Source organism: Pseudomonas sp. NBRC 111130, from assembly GCF_001320485.1.
GTDB lineage: Bacteria > Pseudomonadota > Gammaproteobacteria > Pseudomonadales > Pseudomonadaceae > Aquipseudomonas > Aquipseudomonas vlassakiae.
Map to the genome: position 1 here is coordinate 19,797 of NZ_BCBG01000039.1, position 20,309 is coordinate 40,105.

The window sequence follows — 20,309 nt, forward strand, 5'->3', positions numbered from 1 at the left end:
GACTACGCACGCAGCGTTATCAGATGTAGTTGACCAGCGACAGGCCGGCGACCTTGGCGTATGCCTGCAGCGAGGCTTGCAGCATGTTGGTCTGCATGGTCAGGCGGATCATCACTTCGGCCGGATCGCTTTCGCGGATCGACGTCTGGGTCTTGGTGTTCTCCGCGCTCAGCGCCGAATTGGTCTCGGCCTGCACGTCCAGCGCCTGGCCCCGGCCACCGATCGAGGCGATCGACGAAGTCACCTGATTGGTGGCGCTGGCGATGTTGCCGATGGCCGAGTCCAGCGCTGCCTTGAAGGTTTGCGCAGCCGCCGGATCACCGTCGATCGGGGTGTTCAGCGCGGCGCGCAGCTGGCTGATGGTGTCGAGGATGTTCTGAGTCTGATGGGTGTCGACCTTGACCGAGAACGAGTCGCCGGCGCTCGGCGCCCCCGACAGCTCGAACTGCACGCCCATGGCCGTTGCGGTGGAACCGCTCAACGTGCCCGAGGAGATCGGCTTGCTGTTGGCACTGACCGGTGCCGCATACAGCTCGAAATCGGTGGCGCTGGTGAACTTGAGTACCGCACCTTCCGGGAACGCGGCCTTGTAGGCGGCCTGGTCGACCACGCTGGCGCCGGTAATCTGTGCCGACGAGGCGTTGCCCGGGCTGCGAGTGCCGCTGATCTGGTCAGGCTTGGAGGCAAGGCTGAAGGTGTGGCCGGCAATCGCCGCATCCGGGTCAGCGGAATCACCGGCCTTGAAGCTGATTTCCAGGCGCAGGTCGACACCGCGGAAGGTGATCTGGGTATTTTCGCCGTTGGGGTCGAACTTGCCACCCTGGGTCGCCTCAAGGGTGACATCGGTGCCGCTGGCGTCGGTGATCTTGAATTCGGTACTGCTGGTGAATTCGATGCTGTAAGGCTCGCCACTGCGGAAACGGTCGTTGTAGGTGGCGCTGCCGGAGACCTGGCCGTTGGACAGGCTGACGCGGCCATCATCGGTAGCCGGCGCGGTCAGCGTGGTCTGGCTGCGGCTGGTGTTCAGCGCCTGCTCGAAGGCGTCGTAGCCGGTCTCGTTGGCGGCCAGGCTGAGCATGTCGCCCACCTGCAGCTTCAGCTGCGACTGGTCGCCCTGGTAGGTGTAGGTACCATCAGCGTTGCGCACGTAGGGCTGGGTGTCACCCTTGGAGCCGGAGAAGATGTACTTGCCGTTCTCGTCCTTGCTGTTCATCAGGCTGAACAGCTGCTGCTCCAGCGAGTCCAGCTCGGCGGCGTTGGCCTTGCGGTCGGCGTCGGCGAAACCGGCGTTACCGGAGCTGACCGCCAGTTCGTTGACCCGCTGCAGGATGGTGCCGATCGAGTTCAGGGTGCTTTCGGCGGTGCCCAGGGCATTGCGCACGTTGGTGGTGTTGCCGTTGTACTGGGCGAGCAGGTTCTGTTGCTGCTCAAGCTGCAGCAGACGCGCGGCGCCCACCGGGTCGTCCTTGGCTGAACGCACGCGAATATTGTCGCTGGCGTCCTGCTGGCTCTTCGCCGCATTGGCGAAGTTCTTCTGATAGTTGGACTGGGTGGTGTTGTAGAACTGCGAAGTAGAGATGCGTACGCTCACGATCTACGGCTCCTTAAAGACTGTTGATCAGGGTGGCGAAGGTTTCCTGGGCCGCCTTGATGATCTGCGACGACGCGGTGTAGTACTGCTGGAACTTGATCAGGTTGCCGGTTTCTTCATCGATCGATACCCCGGACAAGCCATTGCGCCCTTCCAGGGCCGAGGTGTGCAGCGCGTTGGTGGCGTCGCTGTCCATCTGTGCCTGGCCGGCCTTGCCGCCCACGTTTGACACCAGCTTGGCATAGGCATCGGTGAAGCTGATGCCCTTGCCGTCGGCACCGACTTCGACGGTACCCTTGGTCTGCAGGTCCAGCACCGATTGGGCGTTGCGATTGTCGGCCGAACCCGACGCGGTCATTGCCACGGTGAAGCTGTCACCGTTCTTCGGTGTGCCGGAGACGGTCATCTCGAAGCTGAAGGTCTTCTGCGTGGCGCCATCCATGATCGGGTTGCCACTGGCATCGACCATCGGCACCGACAACTGCAGCTTGTTGTCCTGGCCCGGCACGATGGTGCCGCTGCCAATGGCATTGCCCTTGGAGTCGTACATCGTATACGCCTGCGGCGAGGCAGTGTCGTCACCGAACACCAGCTTGACCGGCGTCGAATACTTGATGCCGGTCTGCAGGTCGGCACGCTGGGCTGCATCGTAGATATCCAGCTCGGAAGTCAGGGTCGGCTGGGTGATGGCGCCGGTGCCCTTGTTGCCCGAACCACTGGTGCCGGTCAAAGGCGCGGCCATGGCCAGGCGCTTGGGATCGGTCAGGGTCGCTTCGATGTTGGCAGCAGCGTTGCGCGTCGGGGTGATCTTGAAGCTGTCACCCGCGCTCAGGGCGCCACCATTGAGCGCCAGGCTGAAACCATCGATGACCGGCGCCGGGTCGTCGTCCAGGCTGTAGGTGCCCATGTCGGTACCATCGGGCAACTTGCGCACGGTGTACTGTTTGTCGCTGGTGAAGGTGACCTGGTAATCGCTGGTGGTCAGCTTGCCGGTGTCCTTGATGGTGACATCGAGGTTGCCGGAGCCTGCGCTGTTGCCCGCCTTGGCGATACTGCGCTGGCTGATGGCTGCGGCGCTGTTGATGTCGGCAAACATCGCCGCACCAAACTCGCCATTCTTGTCGATCCCCTGCGCAAGCTGGCTGTTGATGGCATCGGCCACCACCAGGGCCACACGGCCAAGCTCATTCATCGCCGGGTCGAGGGTTTCCTTGCGGTAGCGGATCAGGCCGCCCAGCTCACCACCTGTGGTGCTGTTGGTGATGTCCATCTTGGTCGAGCCGCGATTGAGGATCAGGCTCATGCGGGTCGGGTCGGTGGCGCTCGGCTCGACGCCGATAGTCTGAGTGGTGTTGCCCAGCACCAGGGCCTGGCCGTTTTTCAGGTAGACGTCATAGTTGCCGTTCTTCTGCTCAACCACGTCGGCACCGATCAGCGCCGACAACTCGCGCACCGCGCCATCGCGCTGGTCGAGCAGGTCGTTGGGCTGGCCGTTGACCGCCGTCATCTTGGAAATCTGGCCGTTGAGGTCGGCAATCGACTTGGTCAATGCATTGACCTTGTCGGCGATCGACGCCATGTTGGAATTGATGTCGCTGTTCTGCTGGTTGAACTGGGACGACAGGGTATTGAAGCGCTTGGCCAGGGATTGAGCACTGGTCAGCAGCAGCTGGCGCGAGGCATCTTCGGTCGGTTTGGCCGAGGCGTCCTGCAACGCGGTGAAAAAGCTCTGCAGCGCGGCGGTGATGCCGGTGTCGCTGCTCGACAGGGCGGTGTCCAGCGGGGTGATCTGATTCAGGTACGAGGTGGCGTCGCTGCTCAGCGAGGTGGTGGTGCGCAGCTGGTTCTCGAGGAACGCGTTGTACACCCGACGCACGTCGGCCAGGGTGGTGCCGCTGCCGATGAACACCTGGCCGACCTGCTGGCCGCCCTTGGTCTTCTGCACGTTCTGCTGGCGCGAGTAGCTCTCGACATCGGCGTTGGCAATGTTGTTACCGAGGGTGTACATCCCCGACTGCGCGGCGCCAAGCCCCGACATACCAATATTGATCAGACTCGCCATGGTTCCATACCCTTAAAGTTTCGTTGTGGTACCGAGCATTGCGTAGCTCTCGTACGACTTCATCTGTCTTGCGATCTGCGAGATCTTGCTGGCGTAGTTCGGGTCGGTGGCGTAACCGGCCTTTTGCAGCTCTCGCACGAATTGTTCTGGGTTATCGGCCGACTTCACCGCATCTTGATAGCGCGAATTGCTCTGCAACAGGCTCACCAGGTCGTGGAAACTGTCCTGGTACGAGTCATAGGAACGGAACGCTGCGGTCTCCTTGACGAACTGGCCGTCGCGGAATTCGCTGGTGATCGCCCGCGCCGAATCACCTTGCCAGTTACTGCTGGCCTTGATGCCGAACAGGTTGTGGCTGCTGCTGCCATCGCTGTTGCGCATCACCGACTTGCCCCAACCGGTTTCCAGGGCGGCCTGGGCCACCAGGTAACGCGGATCGACACCAATGCGCTTGGCGGCCTGCTCGGCCATCGGCAGCATGGTGGCGACGAATTCGTCGCTGTCGGCAAAAGCTTTCTTCGGCGCCAGTGGCGGCTGCGCCACGGCACGGCCGGTGATGCGCAGGCCGTTGTCCGGGATGGCGATGGCCTTGGCCACCTGCTGCCCGTCACGGGCCGGCACGGCGGCGGTATGGGTGGTTGCGGCCGGGCTGGTGGCCGAAGGCACGATGCCGGCCAGCAGGCGATCGGTGAGCTTGCCCGGCAGCGCCAGGCGCCGCGAGTTGAGCGCGGCGACATCGTTGCGCGTGGCCGTGGACTGGGTAGCCTGCACCGGGTCGGCCACCTTGTTGCCCCACAGCGTCGGCGCGCTGCCGTCGACGCGTGGGAACGGGCTGGTGTTGACCGGGGTGCTCTTGTGCTTCGACAGCTGGCGCACCAGCACGTCCTGCAGGCCGATACCGCCACCCTCGCGGGACATGCTCACGGCCAGCTGCTGGTCGTACATGTCGCGGTACTGCTTGACCGTCTCGCTGTTCATCGGGTTGTCATCGGCCAGCACATCGCTGGCCTTGCGCGAGGCCTTGAGCATCTCGCTGATGAACAGCGACTCGAACTCCTGGGCTACCTTGCGCACGTTGGCATCGCTGTCGCGATCACCGTGCTTGAGCGAGCTCAGGCGATTGAGGTCGGTGTAGGCACCGCTGTCGGCGTGGCTGGAGACCAGGCTTTTCGAATTCATCCGCGGCGTCCTCAGATCACGATCAGGTCGGCCTGCAAGGCGCCGGCCTGTTTCAGTGCTTCGAGGATGGCCATCAGGTCGCCCGGTGCCGCGCCGACCTGGTTGACCGCGCGGACGATCTCATCCAGCGTGGTCCCCGGACCGAACTTGAACATCGGCTTGGCTTCCTGCTCGGCATTGACCCGCGAACGCGGAACCACCGCGGTCTGGCCGTTGGAGAACGGCCCCGGCTGGCTGACGATCGGGTCTTCGGTGATGGTCACGGTCAGGCTGCCGTGGGTCACCGCCGCCGGCGAGACCTTGACGTTCTGGCCGATGACGATGGTACCGGTACGCGAGTTGATGATGACCTTGGCCACCGCCTGGCCCGGGTCGATCTCGAGATTCTCGAGGATCGACAGGTAGTCGACCCGCTGGCTCGGGTCCATCGGCGCGGTGACCCGCACCGAGCCGCCATCAACGGCCTGGGCCACACCTGGGCCGAGCAGGTCGTTGACTTTGTCGACGATGCGCTTGGCGGTGGTGAAGTCAGGGCGGTTGAGGTTCAGGGTCAGGCTGTTGCCCTGGTTGAAGCCGCTCGGCACCGCACGTTCGACCGAGGCACCGCCAGGAATACGGCCGGCCGACGGAACGTTGACGGTGATCTTCGAGCCGTCACGGCCCTCGGCATCGAAGCCGCCGACCACCAGGTTGCCTTGCGCGATCGCGTAGACGTTGCCGTCGATCCCCTTGAGCGGAGTCATCAGCAGGCTGCCGCCGCGCAGGCTCTTGGAGTTGCCGATCGACGAAACGGTGATATCCACCACCTGGCCCGGCTTGGCGAACGCCGGCAGGTCGGCATGCACCGACACCGCGGCGACGTTCTTCAACTGCACGTTGCCGGAGCCTGGCGGCACCTTGATGCCGAACTGCGACAGCATGTTGTTGAAGGTCTGCAGGGTGAACGGGGTCTGGGTGGTCTGGTCACCCGTGCCGTTGAGCCCCACCACCAGGCCATAGCCGATCAACTGGTTGGAACGCACGCCGGAGATGCTGGCAATGTCCTTGAGGCGTTCGGCATGGGCACCGAACGCGCAGGACAGGAGCAGGGTCGCGGCTATCAGCTGCCTAACGTTGAACATGTTCATCCGTACTCAGAAGGGCCAAAGCGGGCTCATGAAGAAGCGGTCCAGCCAGCCGGGCTGACTGGCATCGGCAAACGAACCGGTGCCCGAATAGGTGATGCGCGCATCGGCCACCCGGGTGGACGGCACGGTGTTGTCGGTGGCGATGTCGTCGGCACGGATCAGGCCGGCGATACGCACCAGCTCTTCACCGGTGTTGAGGGTCATCCACTTTTCACCGCGCACGGCGATGATGCCGTTGGGCAGCACCTCGGCCACGGTGACGGTGATCGAACCGGTCAGGGTGTTGCCCTGGGTGGCCTTGCTGTCGCCCTTGGTGGTGCGGTCACCGCTGTAGCCGGCTTCCAGCGACAGGTCGCCGCTGCCGAACGGGTTGTTGGTGTTCGGGTTGGAGCCGAACAGCGAGGTCAGGCCAATGTCGGCCTTGCTGTTCTTCTGGATCTGGGAACCTGCGTTCTTGCTCGCCGAGGTGCGTTCGTTGAGGGTGATGGTGATGATGTCACCCACGCGGAACGCCTTGCGGTCGGTGTACAGGCCCTGCTCGAAACCTGCCTGGTAGATCGAACCGTTGTTGGCTGCAGCCGGCAGCGGGGTACGCGGCAGAACCGGCGCGTAATACGGGTCGTTCGGCTTGGGCGTCGGCGCGACGCAACCAGCCAGCACAACCGCCCCCCCCAGGGCGAATACAGACAACAGACGCTTCATGACACTTACCTCACGGTGTAACGGGAGTAGAACCTGGACTTGGGCTTTTACAGCTGCTGAGTCACGAACGACAGCATCTGGTCGGCGGTGGAGATGACCTTGGAGTTCATCTCGTAGGCACGCTGGGTGGTGATCATGTTCACCAGCTCTTCCACGGTGCTGACGTTGGAGTTTTCCAGGGTCTGCTGCAGGGTGGTGCCGAAGCCGTTCAGGCCTGGAGTACCAACCTGTGGCGCGCCGCTGGCGGCGGTCTCCAGGAACAGGTTGTCGCCGATCGCCTGCAGGCCGGCCGGGTTGATGAAGTCGGCGGTCTGCAGGTTACCGATCACCTGTGCAGCCGGGTTGCCGGCGGTGGTGATCGACACGGTGCCATCCTGGCCGACAGTGAAGGTCTGGGCATCGTTCGGTACCACGATCGCCGGCTCCAGGGCAAAACCCTGGGCGGTGACGATCTGGCCGTCGGAGTTCAGGTGGAAGGTACCGTCACGGGTGTACGAGACGGTGCCGTCCGGCTGCAGTACCTGGAAGAAACCACGGCCATTGACCGCCATGTCCAGCGGGTTCTCGGTGGTCTGCAGGCTGCCGGTCTGGAAGTTCTTCTGGGTGCCGACGATGCGCACACCGGTACCGACCTGCAGGCCCGACGGCAGCTCGCTGTCCTGGGTCGACTGCGCGCCTGGCTGACGCTTGATCTGGTACAGCAGGTCGGCGAACTCGGCACGATCACGCTTGAAGCCGGTGGTCGAGACGTTGGCCAGGTTGTTGGAAATGACAGTCAGGTTGGTGTCCTGGGCGGACAGGCCGGTTTTAGCGACCCAAAGAGCCGGAAGCATCAGTATTCTCCTCGTGCGCCTGTTTTACGGCACCCGTTCACAGTTGGTTAGCCGATTTGCAAAACACGCGCCATGGCTTCATCGCCTTCCTTGGCCGCGTTCATCATTTTCACGTGCAGCTCGAACTGGCGGGACAACGCCAGCACCGAGGTCATTTCTTCAACGGCGTTGACGTTGCTGCCTTCGAGGAAGCCCGACACCACCCGCACATTGACGTCGGCAGCAGCCGGTTGGCCGTTCTGGGTGTGGATCAGCCCGTCCAGGCCCTTGGTCATGCTCTTCATGTCCGGGTTGACCAGCTTGATGCGATCGACCTCGGCCATCACCCGCGGGTCTTCACCCATCGAGCGGATGCTGATGGTACCGTCGGCACCCACTTCAACCTTCTGCTCAGGCGGAATGGCGATCGGGCCACCGTTGCCGATCACCGGCATGCCGTTGCCGGCACGCAGCACGCCGAGGGCGTCGATGTTCAGGCTGCCGGTGCGCACGTAGGCTTCGCTGCCATCCGGCGCCTGCACGGCAATGAAGCCCTGCCCGGACACGGCCACGTCCAGGTCACGCCCGGTCTCGACCATCGGCCCTTCGCTGAAATCGGTAGCCGGGCGTTCAGTCATGGCAAACGCCCGCGACGGAAAGCTGTCACCGAACACCGGCATCGAGCGCGCCTGCTCCAGGTCGCGCTGGAAACCATTGGTGGAAACGTTCGCCAGGTTGTTGGCGTGGGCCTTCTGCGCCAGCGCGTTCTGGCTGGCGCCGGTCATGGCCACGTAAAGCATCTTGTCCACAGTCATCCTCCGCTGCACTGACGATCGTTTGCCGCTCGCCGTTGCTGTGCAGGCTCTAAAGCAAGTTCCGAACCAACTTTTTCAAATGCTGAAAAAGCCCGTGAATACGGGCTTTTTCGGGGTTCTGCCACTCAGGCGCCGCCGGTTATCCGGCGCCGGATTGCCGATCGCGGCAATCCTGTACCGGCCCTTTCGCGGGCAAGCCCGCTCCCACAGGAGTCGCGCCAGCTTTTAACATCTGAGCAAGACAGTTGCTTCCACAGGTACAGCACAGCCCCTGAAATCAGTGCAAACCCTGTGGGAGCGGGCGCGCCCGCGAAGAGGCCGGCACAGGCCAATCAAGGCTCGCGGCATCCGCCATTGCTGAATGGGCCGGCAAACTTCTTCCAGCCCTCCCCCGGCGGCCATTGCGAGCACACCAGCCGGCCATCCGCCTGGCTTTCCCAGCGCCACCACGGCGCGGTGCCGGCCTGGGCCTGATACAGGCAGAAAGCGGCAATCAATGCGACAACCAGCCTTTTCATATTCCCTCCCGCAAATACGACGAACCCCTTCACGGGAAAGGGGCTCGTCCAGACACGCTCAGCCAGCGACCATCAGGTCATCTGGATGATGGTCTGCATGATGGTGCTTTCGGTGGAGATGGTCTTGGCGTTCGCCTGGTAGTTGCTCTGCGCCTTGATCAACTCGACCAGCTCCTGGGTCAGGTTGACGTTGGAGTTTTCCAGCGAGTTGGACTCGACGCTGCCCAGGGTGCCGGTCTTCGGCGCATCGATGCCCGGGATGCCCGAGGAGTAGGTCTCGGTCCAGCGGGTGCCGCCAATCTGCTGCAGGCCCTGGTCGTTGGCGAAGCTGGCCAGTGCCACCTGGCCGATGGCGCGCGACTGCTGGTTGCTGAAGCTGGCGAACATCACCCCCGTGGAGTCGATGCTCAGGCTCGACAGGATACCGGTGGCGTAACCATCCTGGGACTGCGACATGCGCGCGGTCTCGGTGTTGTACGAAGTGGTGCTGTTCATCGACATGCGCAAGCCGCTGGTGTTCTCGGTGGAACCGTTGGCGATCCAGTTGCCGCTGGCATCCTGGGTAGCCGGGATCCAGCCCTTGAGCGTGAAGGTGTTGTTGGTCACGCTCCATTCGGCGCCGGCCGGCACGCCGGTGGTGTCGGTGGCCATCGAGGCGACGCTGCCATCGCTGTTGAAGGCGATGGTGCCGGTCAGCGGGGCAGTGCTGGTCGGGTCCATCGGGTTGCGGCCGTCGACCAGGGTGTACATGGTCCACTGGTTCGTATCGGTCTTGCGATAGAACTGCTCCATGGTGTGCTCGTTGCCCTGGCTGTCGTAGATCTTGGTCGAGAACGACTTGGTGTACGACGTTTCGTCAGTCGGGTCGAAGACGATGTCACCGGCAACGGGCGGAACCGACGGCAACGGGATCGACTTGGCCGAGGAGTTCAGGTTGATGCCCTGGTCGATCAGGCTGGTAGCCTTGGGTTCCAGGGCCGATGTATCGATCTTCAGGTCGGTCAGGACACCCTTCTTGATATTGCCGTTGGCATCAGCGGCATAGCCCTGCAGACGCAGGCCATCGGAGGTAACGACATAGTTGTCCTTGCTGGTCTGGAAGGCACCGGCACGGGTGTAGACCATCGAGCCGTTGTCCGACAGCACGAAGTAACCCTGACCCTGGATACCCATGTCCAGCACGTTGCCGGTGTTGTTCACGTCACCCTGGGTGAACTGCTGGGAAACCGCAGCCAGGCGCACACCGTTGCCTACCTGGTTCTTGCCCACGCCCAGGCGGTTGGCGCCGGCATAGACGTCGGCGAACTCGGCACGCGACGACTTGAAACCGGTGGTGTTGACGTTGGCAATGTTGTTGCCGGTAACATCCAGCTGCTTGTTGGCAGCGTACAGACCGCTAAGGCCGATATTGAAAGACATGCTGTTGCTCCTTGTGCCGTTCCGGCCTCAGATTCCGATGGTTTGTACGTCGGACAGGGAAACCTTGCCGACCCCGGCGAGGTTGAGCACCATCTCGCCCGTGGTGTTGAAGCTGACGCTGGTGACCTTGGCCGGCAACAGGGTGTTCATCTGCACCGACTTGCCGTCCACCGTGGTGCTGGCCGTGAAGGTATAGGTACCCGGGTCGACCTTCTCGCCGCTCGCGTTGGTACCATCCCAGATGAAGTCGGCATAGCCGGCCTTCTGCTCACCCACTTCGATGGTCTTGACGGTGTTGCCGTCCTTGTCCTTGACGGTGATCTTCGCCCCGTCGATGGCCTGCGGCACGACGAACTGGCCATTGAAGCTTTCGGCGGTATCGACCACCGCCTTGTCGTTCTGCACGATCACCGAGCGACCGACCAGCGACGAGGCCTGCAGCGCCTGGGACGAGGCCATGGCGCTGGTGATGTTGGTGACCGACTCGTTCAGCGAGGTGATGCCTTCCAGGCTGCTGAACTGGGCCAGCTGGGCCACGAACTCGCCGTTGTCCTGCGGGTCGAGTGGGTTCTGGTGCTGCATCTGGGTCACCAGCAACTGCAGGAACGCATCCTTGCCCAGTGTGCTGTTGCCGGTCTGGGACGCGGTATCGGTGGTGGTCTTCTTGGTGCCAGTGTTGACACCGGACGCCGCGAGGACGTCGTTGAGATTGACACCGGTAGTGGAGGTATCGATGGCCATGGTCCGGCTTCCTTATCACTGACCCAGGGTCAGCACTTTCTGCATCATGTTCTTGGCGGTGTTCATCAGCTCGGCGTTGGTCTGGAACGCGCGGCTGGCGGAGATCATGTCAGCCATCTCCTCGACCACATTGACGTTCGGGTAGTAGACGTAGCCGTCCTTGTTCGCCGCCGGGTGATTCGGCTCGTAGCGCGCCTCCAGGTTGCTCTGGTCTTCGACGATGCCCTTGACCTGCACGCCCTGCCCCGCCTCGCCCTGATCCTCGAACAGCGACTGGCTGACGCCGCTTTGCGCGTTCTGGAAGGTGGTGGCGAACACCGGGTGGCGCGCACGGTAGGTCTGGTCGATGCTCGACGACACGGTCTCGGCGTTGGCGATGTTCGAGGCGACGGTGTTGAGGCGGGTGTTCTGCGCGCTCATGCCACTGCCGGCAATGTTGAAAACACTGGAAAGGGACATGAATTACTCTCCGCGCAGGGCCGAAACCAGCCCTTTGAATTTACTGTTGAGCAAGGTGAAGCTGGCCTGGAAACCGATGGCGTTCTCCGTGTAGTTCGATTGCTCGATCTGGGCGTCCACGGTGTTCTGGTCGATCGATGGCTGGGTCGGCACGCGGTACTGCAGGGTGTCGTCGGCCATTGCCAGGCCTTCGGCCTCGATGTGGCGGCTGTTGGTGCGGTCCATGGCGAAGCGGCCGCTTTGCTGCTTCTGGCTCTCGGCGGCGAGCACCGAGGAGAAGTCCATGTCACGCGCCTTGTAGTTGGGCGTATCGGCGTTGGCGATGTTGTTGGCCAGCACTTCGGCGCGCTGGGCGCGGAAGCCCAGTGCCTTTTCGTGAATGCCAAGCGCCTTGTCGAAACTGATGCTCATGTCGGGAAAACCTTCGAAGGTTGGCCGGAATTTCGTTGAGCAAGGTATAGCAAGGGCTGTGCCACATTCCCGAAAGCCCGGAAATGCTGGGGTGTGGCACTGAAGGCTGATGGCGTGATGCCAGAAAAGCGGCAAACTGCTTCCGCCTGGCGAAGCGAAAGCGGCAATTGCCGGGTGGCAAAAGCGGCAAATCAAAAAATTGACGTCAAACCGCGTTGCCTGCTTCGCGGGCTCGCCCGCTCCCACAAGTACTGCGCTATCCTGGAGACTTGTGATGACCCTGTGGGAGCGGGCATGCCCGCGAAGAGGCCGGCGCAGGCAAACAAAAAGGCCGGCAACTTGAGTTGCCGGCCTTTTCGCTTACTTGGCCTGGTAGATGATCCCCGGGCTGCACTGGACCATCTGGTAGTGGTCCGGTAACCCGTTCAGCGCCTCCGAGGCACCGAGGAACAGGTAGCCCCCAGGCTTCAGGGTGCTGTGGATACGCATCAGGATGTCCTTCTTCACCTGTGCCGAGAAGTAGATCAGCACATTGCGACAGAACACGATGTCGAACTTGCCCAGGCTCGCATAGCTGTCGAGCAGGTTGAACGAGCGGAACTCGACGCGGCTACGGATTGCCGGCTTGACCGCCCAGCGCCCCGGCCCCTTGGCGTCGAAGTAACGTTGCAGGCGCTCCTGGGACAGGCCACGGGCGATGGCCAGGCTGTCGTACTCACCGGTCTTGCAGTTGGTCAGCATCGAGCCGGACAGGTCGGTGGCCACGATCTGAGCCCCCATCTTCAACTGGCCCAGGTTGCTGCGCTCGAACTCGTCGATGGCCATCGAGATCGAGTACGGCTCCTGCCCCGAGGAGCAAGCCGCCGACCACATGCGCAGGCGCTGCCCGGGGTTGTTCCTGATGAACTCGGGAATGACCTTGTTCTTCAACACTTCGAACGGGTAGGTATCGCGAAACCACAGGGTTTCGTTGGTGGTCATCGCATCCACCACCTGTTCGCGCAGGCCACCCCGCGGCTGGGTCTGGATCCGCTGCACCAGCTCGCCCAGGCTCTTGATGCCCTGCTGCTCCATCAACTTGTTGAGACGGCTGGAAACCAGGTACTGCTTATTCTCGCCCAGCAGGATGCCACAGGCTTTTTCCAGGAAGACCCTGAACTGTTCGAACTCCAAATTACCCGTAGACACTACTGCCGCCTCTTTTAAATCACTGGTGCCGGAAACATGCCCCGGCTGCTTCAATTCGCTGCCTTGATCCGGTCGACCACGCGCTGGGCCAAGTCGTCCGGCTTGAACTTGGCCAGGAAATCATCCGCCCCGACCTTCTTGACCATCGCCTGGTTGAATACCCCGGACAGCGAAGTATGCAGGCAGATGTGCAATTTTTGCATGCGCGGATCGCTGCGGATCTCTGCGGTAAGCGTATAGCCATCCATTTCCGGCATTTCAATGTCGGAGATCATCATCAGGAACTCTTCTTCAGGCTTTTTGCCCTCCTCCACCAGCTTGCGCAGGTAGTCGAGCGCCTGTCGGCCATCGTTGAGCGCCACCACGTCCACCCCCACCGTCTGCAGGCAGCGGCTGACCTGCTTGCGCGCCACCGACGAATCGTCGACGGTCAGCACCCGCAGCAGCGTGGCCTTGTCCTGCACCTCGGCATCGACCACGCCGGCAGACACCGACTCGGACGATGGCGCCACTTCGGCCAGCACCTTTTCCACATCGATGATCTCGACCATGCGGTTGTCGACCCGGGTGACGGCGGTCAGGTAGTGGTCGCGGCCCGTGCCCTTGGGTGGCGGATGGATCTCTTCCCAGTTCATGTTGACGATGCGCTCGACCGAGTGCACCAAAAAGCCCTGGGTCTTGGTGTTGTACTCGGTGATGATCACGAAGCTGTTGCGCGTGTCTTCCTGCAACCCCGGCAGGCCGGTCGCCATCGACAGGTCGAGGATCGGGATGGTCGCCCCGCGAATGTTGGCCACGCCGCGCACCACCGGGTGCGACTTGGGCAGCACGGTCAGCTCCGGACACTGCAGCACTTCGCGAACCTTGAACACGTTGATGCCGTACAGCTGCGCCCCGTTGAGACGGAACAGCAGCAATTCCAGGCGATTCTGCCCAACCAGCTGCGTACGCTGGTTGACTGAATCCATTACCCCCGCCATGCCTGACTCCTTATGCGTTCTGCCTTTTTGGTGCTACATGACCACCAAGTCGGCACGGGCTTTGCTTTTTTGAGCGCCATGTACACGAAAACGACAAATTTCCGACGACTGACGCGCCTGCTGAGCGGCACGCTCGCCGTGCTGTGCCTGCTGGCACCCGGCGTTCGCACGCTGGCGGATGCGGTTACCTTGCCTGAACAGCTTATCGGTGTCACCCAAGGGTTTCTTGAATTCAGTGTCGAGGATTACCTGGCCACCACCCAGACGCCCGGGCGCTACGAAATCCAGGTCAACCCGCTCGATCCGCGTCTGCGCATGCCACTGTGCAGCCAGCAGCTGGACGCCTCGCTGGAGAGCCCGGCGCAACCGCTTGGCCGGGTCACCGTGCGGGTCCGCTGTGACGGCAGCGCGCCGTGGACCATCTTCGTGCCGGCAACCGTGAAGCTGTTCCGCGATGTGGTGGTGGTGACCCGCCCGCTCAAGCGCGACAACGTCGTTGGCGAAGCTGACGTGGCCCTGCGCGAGCGTGACGTCGGCACGCTGCCCCAGGGCTTTCTCACCGACCTCGACCAGGCGGTAGGCATGAAGATGCTGCGCCCGACCGTACTCGACCAGGTCCTCACGCCGCAGCACCTGGAGCAAGCCGAAGTGGTGCGTAAAGGCGATCATGTGGTGATTACCGCGCGCAGCGGCACCTTGAGCGTGCGCATGCCTGGCGAAGCCTTGGCCAAGGGCGGCCAAGGCGAACAGATCCGCGTACGCAACCTCAATTCGCAGCGCGTGGTAAAAGCCCGTGTCACCGGCCCCGGGCAGGTCGAGGTCGCCATGTAGATTGCGCTGGCGGTGAGGAACCGCTTTTCCTAAACTGTGTCAGAACACGGGTTCGCGAGCTTGCTGACAGGCGGCTATGCATTTACGCCTAAAGTTTCTTTCGGGTTGGCCGAAAACAAGGCAAGCGTCCAAATACCCAGAGGTTTCTGATCATGGTCATCGACTTCAGTCGTTTGAATAATTCTCCGTCCATCACGGGCGGCGTTCGTGGCAACGCCACGTCCGGCAACGCCGAGAAAACCGGCGAAACCCAAGAAGCGCCAAAAAGCGCCAGCGGAGAAGCGGTACACCTCAGCCAAGAGGCACAGCAGTTGCAAAAGGTCAGCGACAAGCTGCGCGACCAGCCCGTCGTCAACAGTGCCCGCGTGGCTCAGTTGAAGCAGGCGATCGCAGACGGCAGCTATCAGGTCGATGCCGGCCGCGTCGCCAGCAAACTGCTCGATTTCGAAGCCCAGCGCTGACCGTTCGGCGCGCTGACTTCACGGACGCTATGTAAAGCCAAGAGTTAGCCATGCACGACATCACTTTGCTGCAACTGATCGAAGACGACATCGCTCCGACCCAGGAACTGCTCGACCTGCTCCAGCAGGAGTCAGTGGCCTTGCACGGTCGCGACATGGCGCCGCTGGAGGGCATCCTCGCCCGCAAGCAGTCGCTGATCGTCCTGCTCGAGCAGCAAGGCACGCGCCGCAACAACCTGCTTGCCAGCCTTGGCCTGAGCGCCAACCGTGCCGGCGTGCAGGCATTGGCGGCACAATCGGACAACGGCGAGCTGATCATGCAGCAGCTCGATGTGCTGACCCAGCTGATGGATGCCTGCCAGAAGGTCAACGAGACCAATGGCCGGATCATCCAGGTGCAACAACACGTCACGGCCAACCAGATCAGAATCCTTCAGGGTGGCGAAGCACCGTCGCTCTATGACAGCCGTGGCGCCACTTCTCCACTTGCCAAGCCCCGGGCGCTCAGCCAAGTGTGATTACTTCTATCAAGGCACGGAACATACTGGCAAAATGCCGTTACTTGCGTGTGTCGTTTTTGCCTGGAGATTGAAAACCCGTGTTCAATGAAACCGATGCCCCGCAACCGCCGAAGGTGCTGAACACGCCCTTGGAGATCGCGGCCAACCTGCGCCAGCTGCAAGACAGCCATGATCCGCTGATCATCACCTTCCATGAGCGCAGCCAGCGGTTCCAGAGCTACGTGGTACACGTGGACCGTGACAGCAATATCCTCGCGCTGGACGAAATGATCCCGCGCGACGGCGAGAAATTCATCGAAAACGGCGAACCGTTTCGCGTCGAAGGCTTCCATGACGGTGTGCGCATCGCCTGGGAGTGCAATCATGAATTGAAGATCAGCGAAGTGGACGGCCACCGCTGCTACCGTGGCGCGATGCCCGAAGAGATGACCTACCACCAGCGTCGCAATGCCTTCCGCGCCGCGCTGAAGCTGTCGCAACTGGTCGACATCATTCTCGACGGCAGCTACCTCAAGGGTAACGGAGCCTTGCGCGGCAAGCTGCTGGACATCTCTGCCACCGGCTGCAAGCTGCGCTTCGAGGGCAATGTCGAGGACCGCCTGCAATTGGGCCAGGTATACGAGCGCTTCAAGGCCAGCAACCCGCTGGGCCTGGTAGACACCATGGTCGAGCTGCGCCACTTGCACTATGAAGAGCGGATCAACACCACCTTCGCCGGTGTGCGTTTCCATAACCTCAATGGCCAGGCACAGCGCAAGGTCGAAAGTTTTGTCTACCAGCTGCAGCGTGAGGCGCGGCGGTTCGACAAGGACGACTACTGAGTCGTCTGCCAATACAAGAACGCCACCCATCGGGTGGCGTTTCTGTTTCTATGTTTGCAGGACAGGCCTCTTCGCGGGCTCGCCCGCTCCCACAGGGACTGCACCGGTCTCGAAACCTTTGCAGTACCTGTGGGAGCGGGCAAGCCCGCGAAGAGGCCGGCACAGGCTTAAACCGACTTGCTGACCTCATCCTCTGCCCGAGCCTCGGCAACCGGCTCGGCCTTCTGATCATCCTCTGTATCCTCAGCCGCCACCGGCGCCTGCATCACCTCCTGCACGGTCTGCTCATCCACCCGCGGGTCGAGCGCCGCCGACAGCGGCGAACCGGCCGCCGGCATGGCCACGTGGCCCAGCGGCGCATCCTGCACCTGGTGCAGCCCGGTGACCGCCTTCGGCCGGATGCGCCACACCAGTACCAAAGCGAAGAACGCGAAGAACGCATAGAGCATCTGCGCCCCCAGCACCTTCATCAGTACCCCCGCCGCCAGCGGCCCGATACAGGCACCGACGCCATAGGTGACCAGCAGCATGGCCGTCAGCGACACCCGCCGCTCGCTCTCTACATGGTCATTGGAAAACGCCACGGCCAGCGGGTACAGGCAGAACTGCAACAATGAAATCACGAAGCCTATGCTGAACAACACCTCCAGCGGCACACTCGGCAGCAATGCCAGCGGCACCGAAGCCAGCGCCAGGCCTATTGCAACGCTGCGGATCAGCACCGCCCGGTCGTAGCGGTCGGACAACCAGCCCAAGGGCCATTGCACCAGCAGCCCGGCAAAGATGCAGCAACCCATGAACAGACCGATCTGCTCGGTAGACAAGCCCTGGCTGGAGGCGTAGAGCGGCGCCAGGCCATAGAACGAACCGACGATCAGGCCTGACCCCAGCACCGTACTGAGCGACTGCGGTACCCGCTTGATGAAGAACTTGGGCTCCATCGGTGCCGGGCGCAGGGGTGCCGGGTGGATGCGCCGGGTCATCGCCACCGGCACCAGGCACAGGGCGAAGCACATGGCCACCAGCATCAACAGTTCCGGGCCCAGTTGCGGGTGCACCACCAGGATCAGCTGGCCAAGCACCAGGCCAAGGTAGGACGCAATCATGTAGCCACTGAACACCGCCCCTCGGTGCTTGGCCTCGGCCTGCTCATTGAGCCAGCTTTCGATGACCATGTACTGGCACATCATCCCCAGGCCGACGATCATCCGCAGCCCGACCCACACCGGCAACCAGCTGGTCATGCCATGCCCCAGCACGGCCGCGCAGACGATGCCAGCGCACGTGGCGTAGGCCCTGATGTGCCCTACCCGGCCGATCAGGCGGTGGCCGACCTTGCCGCCCACGGCCAGGCCGAAGTAGTTGGCGGCCATCAAGGCACCGACCCACAGGCTGTCGACATGATCGGCCGCCAGGCGCAGCGCCAGGTAGGTACTGAGCAGGCCCGAGCCGATCAACATCATCAAGGCGGCGAAATACAACGACTGAAAGGGCTTCCAGATGTTTCGCATACGTCCCGTCGAGCTCCGTGGTCAGGTGGCGTTGGCTTGCTGGCAAGCATAAAAGCAAAATGGCCACGGCGCAGTCCCCTGCCCGCCAAATAAGCGGACAGGGGCGCGTCCAGTGCCGATTGTGTCGCGATCAGGCCTGTGCTGCCAGCACGCGCCGTTCCCAGGGGGTGATCTCGTTGAAGAAGTCCGTCAGTTCCAGGGTCTTGCTGGCAATGTAGCCTTCGATGAACTCGCTGCCGAACAGTTCCCGCGCCAGGCCGCTGCGCTTGAGACGCTCAAGCGCCGCATGCAGGGTGCACGGCAGGCTCAGGGGTTCCGGCACCTCGAACTCGCCCTGGATCGCCGGGGCAGGCTGCAGGCGCTGCTCGATACCGTGCAGGCCGGCGGCCAGGCTGGCCGCAATGGCCAGGTAGGGGTTGGCGTCGGCACCCGGCAGGCGGTTCTCGACCCGCCGCGCCACCGGGGCACTGGCCGGAATGCGCAGGCCGGCCGCGCGGTTGTCCTCGGACCAGCAGGCATTGTTCGGCGAAGCGTAGGGATGGCAGAGCCGCTGGTAGGAGTTGACGTTGGGCGCGAACAGCGCGGTGAAGTCGGCCATGCACGCCTGCTGCCCACCAATGAAGTGGTAGAAGGCCTCGGTCGGCTGGCCTTGCTCGTCGCTGAACACATTACGCCCACTGGCGATCTCCACGACGCTCTGGTGAATGTGCATGGAGCTGCCCGGAGTGTGCGCCAATGGCTTGGCCATGCATACCACGCTCAGACCGTGCTTGAGCGCCACCTCCTTGAGCAGGTGCTTGAACAGGAAAGTCTGGTCGGCCAGCAACAGGGGGTCGCCGTGCAGTAAATTGATCTCGAACTGGCTCACGCCCATTTCGTGCATGAAGGTGTCACGCGGCAGGCCCAGGGCCGCCATGCACTGGTAGACCTCCTGGAAGAACGGACGCAGGCCGTTGTTGGAGCTGACGCTGAACGCCGAATGGCCAAGCTCGCGGCGGCCATCCTTGCCCATGGGTGGCAAGAAGGGTTGCTGCGGGTCGGTGTTGGGGGCGAAGACGAAGAACTCCAGCTCGGTCGCCACCACCGGTGCCAGGCCCAAGGCGGCGTAGCGGGCGATCACCGCCTTGAGCTGACCACGGGTGGACAGCGCCGAGGGCCGGCCATCCAGTTCATTGGCGTCACAAATGGCCAGCGCCAGCCCTTCTTCGCTCCAGGGCAGCCGGTGAATCTGCGAGGGCTCCGCCACCAGGGCCAGGTCGCCGTCATCGCTGCCATAGAAACGCGCCGGCGGGTAGCCGCCCATGATGCATTGCAGCATCACTCCCCGGGCCATCTGCAGGCGGCGGCCTTCGAGGAAGCCCTCGGCGGTCATTACTTTGCCGCGGGGAATGCCGTTGAGGTCGGGGGTGACGCATTCGATCTGGTCGATGCCCTGGAGGTGCTCGGCCAGCGAGCGGTGGGCGGCGGTGGTCATGACGCTTGTCCTTGTTGTTATAGGCTGACAACAACATAGGCTTGGGGTGTTTAAAATATCAAGCACCCCCTGTGTTGCCTGTTCCGGCCTCTTCGCGGGCTTGCCCACAGGGATCACACAATGCCTGAGGCTCGTGCTGTCCTGTGGGAGCGGGCGAGCCCGCGAAGAGGCCAGTAAAGGTGAAAATTATTCGCGCAAAGTCATGCCATTGGAAGGCAACGGTAACGCCGTCTTGTACCGCACCTGCTTGAGGGCAAAGCTCGAACGGATATTGGCCACCCCCGGCAACCGCGTCAGGTAATCGAGAAACCGCTCCAGCGCCTGGATGCTCGGCAACAGCACGCGCAACAGGTAATCCGGGTCGCCGGTCATCAGGTAGCACTCCATCACCTCGGGCCGTTCGGCGATCTCTTCCTCGAAGCGGTGCAACGCCTGCTCCACCTGCTTCTCCAGGCTGACATGAATGAACACATTCACATCCAGCCCCAGCACTTCCGGCGACAACAAGGTCACCTGCTGGCGGATCACCCCCAACTCTTCCATGGCCTTGACCCGGTTGAAACAGGGCGTCGGCGACAGGTTCACCGAGCGCGCCAGTTCTGCGTTGGTGATGCGGGCATTGTCCTGGAGGCTGTTGAGAATGCCGATATCGGTACGATCGAGCTTGCGCATGAGACAAATTCACC

At 62.5% G+C, this 20,309-nt stretch carries 21 protein-coding genes; 4 read left to right on the forward strand and 17 right to left on the reverse strand.

Features of this window, described 5'->3' with window-relative positions; genetic code table 11:
* Window positions 1-19: 19 nt before the first annotated feature.
* The 14 genes from APH33_RS17275 to APH33_RS17340 form a co-directional block, all read right to left on the reverse strand.
* Window positions 20-1,591, reverse strand: coding sequence for a flagellar hook-associated protein 3 (locus APH33_RS17275; protein ID WP_054886317.1), 1,572 nt, complete (start codon window positions 1,589-1,591; stop codon window positions 20-22).
* Between the two features lie 13 nt (window positions 1,592-1,604).
* Complete coding sequence (flgK, locus tag APH33_RS17280; protein ID WP_054886318.1) at window positions 1,605-3,653, reverse strand: flagellar hook-associated protein FlgK; 2,049 nt, start codon at window positions 3,651-3,653, stop codon at window positions 1,605-1,607.
* Window positions 3,654-3,665: 12 nt separating this feature from the next.
* Window positions 3,666-4,832 (reverse strand): flagellar assembly peptidoglycan hydrolase FlgJ, encoded by a 1,167-nt coding sequence (flgJ, locus tag APH33_RS17285; RefSeq protein ID WP_054886319.1) that lies wholly within the window; start codon window positions 4,830-4,832, stop codon window positions 3,666-3,668.
* Window positions 4,833-4,843: 11 nt separating this feature from the next.
* A complete protein-coding gene (locus tag APH33_RS17290) occupies window positions 4,844-5,953 on the reverse strand; it encodes a flagellar basal body P-ring protein FlgI (RefSeq protein ID WP_027921150.1) in 1,110 nt (369 codons plus the stop codon).
* A 12-nt stretch (window positions 5,954-5,965) separates the two neighbouring features.
* A complete protein-coding gene (gene flgH / locus APH33_RS17295; protein WP_027921149.1) occupies window positions 5,966-6,661 on the reverse strand; it encodes a flagellar basal body L-ring protein FlgH in 696 nt (231 codons plus the stop codon).
* A gap of 47 nt (window positions 6,662-6,708) precedes the next feature.
* Window positions 6,709-7,494 carry a flagellar basal-body rod protein FlgG gene (flgG, locus tag APH33_RS17300; protein WP_027921148.1) on the reverse strand — a complete coding sequence of 262 codons (786 nt, stop codon included), beginning with the start codon at window positions 7,492-7,494 and terminating at the stop codon, window positions 6,709-6,711.
* A 47-nt stretch (window positions 7,495-7,541) separates the two neighbouring features.
* The gene (flgF, locus tag APH33_RS17305; RefSeq protein WP_054886320.1) at window positions 7,542-8,282 is read right to left on the reverse strand and encodes a flagellar basal-body rod protein FlgF; all 741 of its coding nucleotides are present in this window, start codon (window positions 8,280-8,282) and stop codon (window positions 7,542-7,544) included.
* Window positions 8,283-8,620: 338 nt separating this feature from the next.
* Window positions 8,621-8,806 carry a hypothetical protein gene (locus APH33_RS17310; protein WP_054886321.1) on the reverse strand — a complete coding sequence of 62 codons (186 nt, stop codon included), beginning with the start codon at window positions 8,804-8,806 and terminating at the stop codon, window positions 8,621-8,623.
* A gap of 72 nt (window positions 8,807-8,878) precedes the next feature.
* The gene (flgE, locus tag APH33_RS17315; protein WP_054886322.1) at window positions 8,879-10,225 is read right to left on the reverse strand and encodes a flagellar hook protein FlgE; all 1,347 of its coding nucleotides are present in this window, start codon (window positions 10,223-10,225) and stop codon (window positions 8,879-8,881) included.
* A gap of 27 nt (window positions 10,226-10,252) precedes the next feature.
* The gene (gene flgD, locus APH33_RS17320; RefSeq protein ID WP_054886323.1) at window positions 10,253-10,966 is read right to left on the reverse strand and encodes a flagellar hook assembly protein FlgD; all 714 of its coding nucleotides are present in this window, start codon (window positions 10,964-10,966) and stop codon (window positions 10,253-10,255) included.
* 15 nt (window positions 10,967-10,981) lie between these two features.
* Window positions 10,982-11,425, reverse strand: coding sequence for a flagellar basal body rod protein FlgC (gene flgC / locus APH33_RS17325; protein WP_027921143.1), 444 nt, complete (start codon window positions 11,423-11,425; stop codon window positions 10,982-10,984).
* Window positions 11,426-11,428: 3 nt separating this feature from the next.
* On the reverse strand, window positions 11,429-11,836 hold the full coding sequence (flgB, locus tag APH33_RS17330; protein WP_054886324.1) for a flagellar basal body rod protein FlgB: 408 nt from the start codon (window positions 11,834-11,836) through the stop codon (window positions 11,429-11,431).
* A 360-nt stretch (window positions 11,837-12,196) separates the two neighbouring features.
* Entirely contained in the window at window positions 12,197-13,024 is an 828-nt protein-coding gene (cheR, locus tag APH33_RS17335) for a protein-glutamate O-methyltransferase CheR (protein WP_054886325.1), read from the reverse strand.
* 50 nt (window positions 13,025-13,074) lie between these two features.
* Entirely contained in the window at window positions 13,075-14,004 is a 930-nt protein-coding gene (locus tag APH33_RS17340; protein ID WP_054886326.1) for a chemotaxis protein CheV, read from the reverse strand.
* A gap of 78 nt (window positions 14,005-14,082) precedes the next feature.
* Between APH33_RS17340 and flgA the strand changes: the two genes are divergently transcribed.
* The 4 genes from flgA to APH33_RS17360 all read left to right on the forward strand — a co-directional run bounded on the left by flgA (window position 14,083) and on the right by APH33_RS17360 (window position 16,638).
* On the forward strand, window positions 14,083-14,835 hold the full coding sequence (gene flgA, locus APH33_RS17345) for a flagellar basal body P-ring formation chaperone FlgA (protein ID WP_054886327.1): 753 nt from the start codon (window positions 14,083-14,085) through the stop codon (window positions 14,833-14,835).
* A 152-nt stretch (window positions 14,836-14,987) separates the two neighbouring features.
* Entirely contained in the window at window positions 14,988-15,296 is a 309-nt protein-coding gene (gene flgM, locus APH33_RS17350; protein WP_054886328.1) for a flagellar biosynthesis anti-sigma factor FlgM, read from the forward strand.
* A 50-nt stretch (window positions 15,297-15,346) separates the two neighbouring features.
* On the forward strand, window positions 15,347-15,814 hold the full coding sequence (locus APH33_RS17355) for a flagella synthesis protein FlgN (protein WP_054886329.1): 468 nt from the start codon (window positions 15,347-15,349) through the stop codon (window positions 15,812-15,814).
* Between the two features lie 80 nt (window positions 15,815-15,894).
* Window positions 15,895-16,638, forward strand: a complete 744-nt coding sequence (locus tag APH33_RS17360; RefSeq protein WP_054886330.1) for a flagellar brake protein — start codon at window positions 15,895-15,897, stop codon at window positions 16,636-16,638.
* A 167-nt stretch (window positions 16,639-16,805) separates the two neighbouring features.
* Here the strand turns inward: APH33_RS17360 and APH33_RS17365 are convergent, their stop codons facing one another.
* The 3 genes from APH33_RS17365 to bkdR all read right to left on the reverse strand — a co-directional run bounded on the left by APH33_RS17365 (window position 16,806) and on the right by bkdR (window position 20,295).
* On the reverse strand, window positions 16,806-18,149 hold the full coding sequence (locus APH33_RS17365; protein ID WP_054886331.1) for an MFS transporter: 1,344 nt from the start codon (window positions 18,147-18,149) through the stop codon (window positions 16,806-16,808).
* 130 nt (window positions 18,150-18,279) lie between these two features.
* On the reverse strand, window positions 18,280-19,521 hold the full coding sequence (locus tag APH33_RS17370) for a glutamine synthetase family protein (RefSeq protein WP_177332417.1): 1,242 nt from the start codon (window positions 19,519-19,521) through the stop codon (window positions 18,280-18,282).
* 288 nt (window positions 19,522-19,809) lie between these two features.
* The gene (gene bkdR / locus APH33_RS17375; RefSeq protein ID WP_012315571.1) at window positions 19,810-20,295 is read right to left on the reverse strand and encodes a Bkd operon transcriptional regulator BkdR; all 486 of its coding nucleotides are present in this window, start codon (window positions 20,293-20,295) and stop codon (window positions 19,810-19,812) included.
* Window positions 20,296-20,309 lie beyond the last annotated feature (14 nt).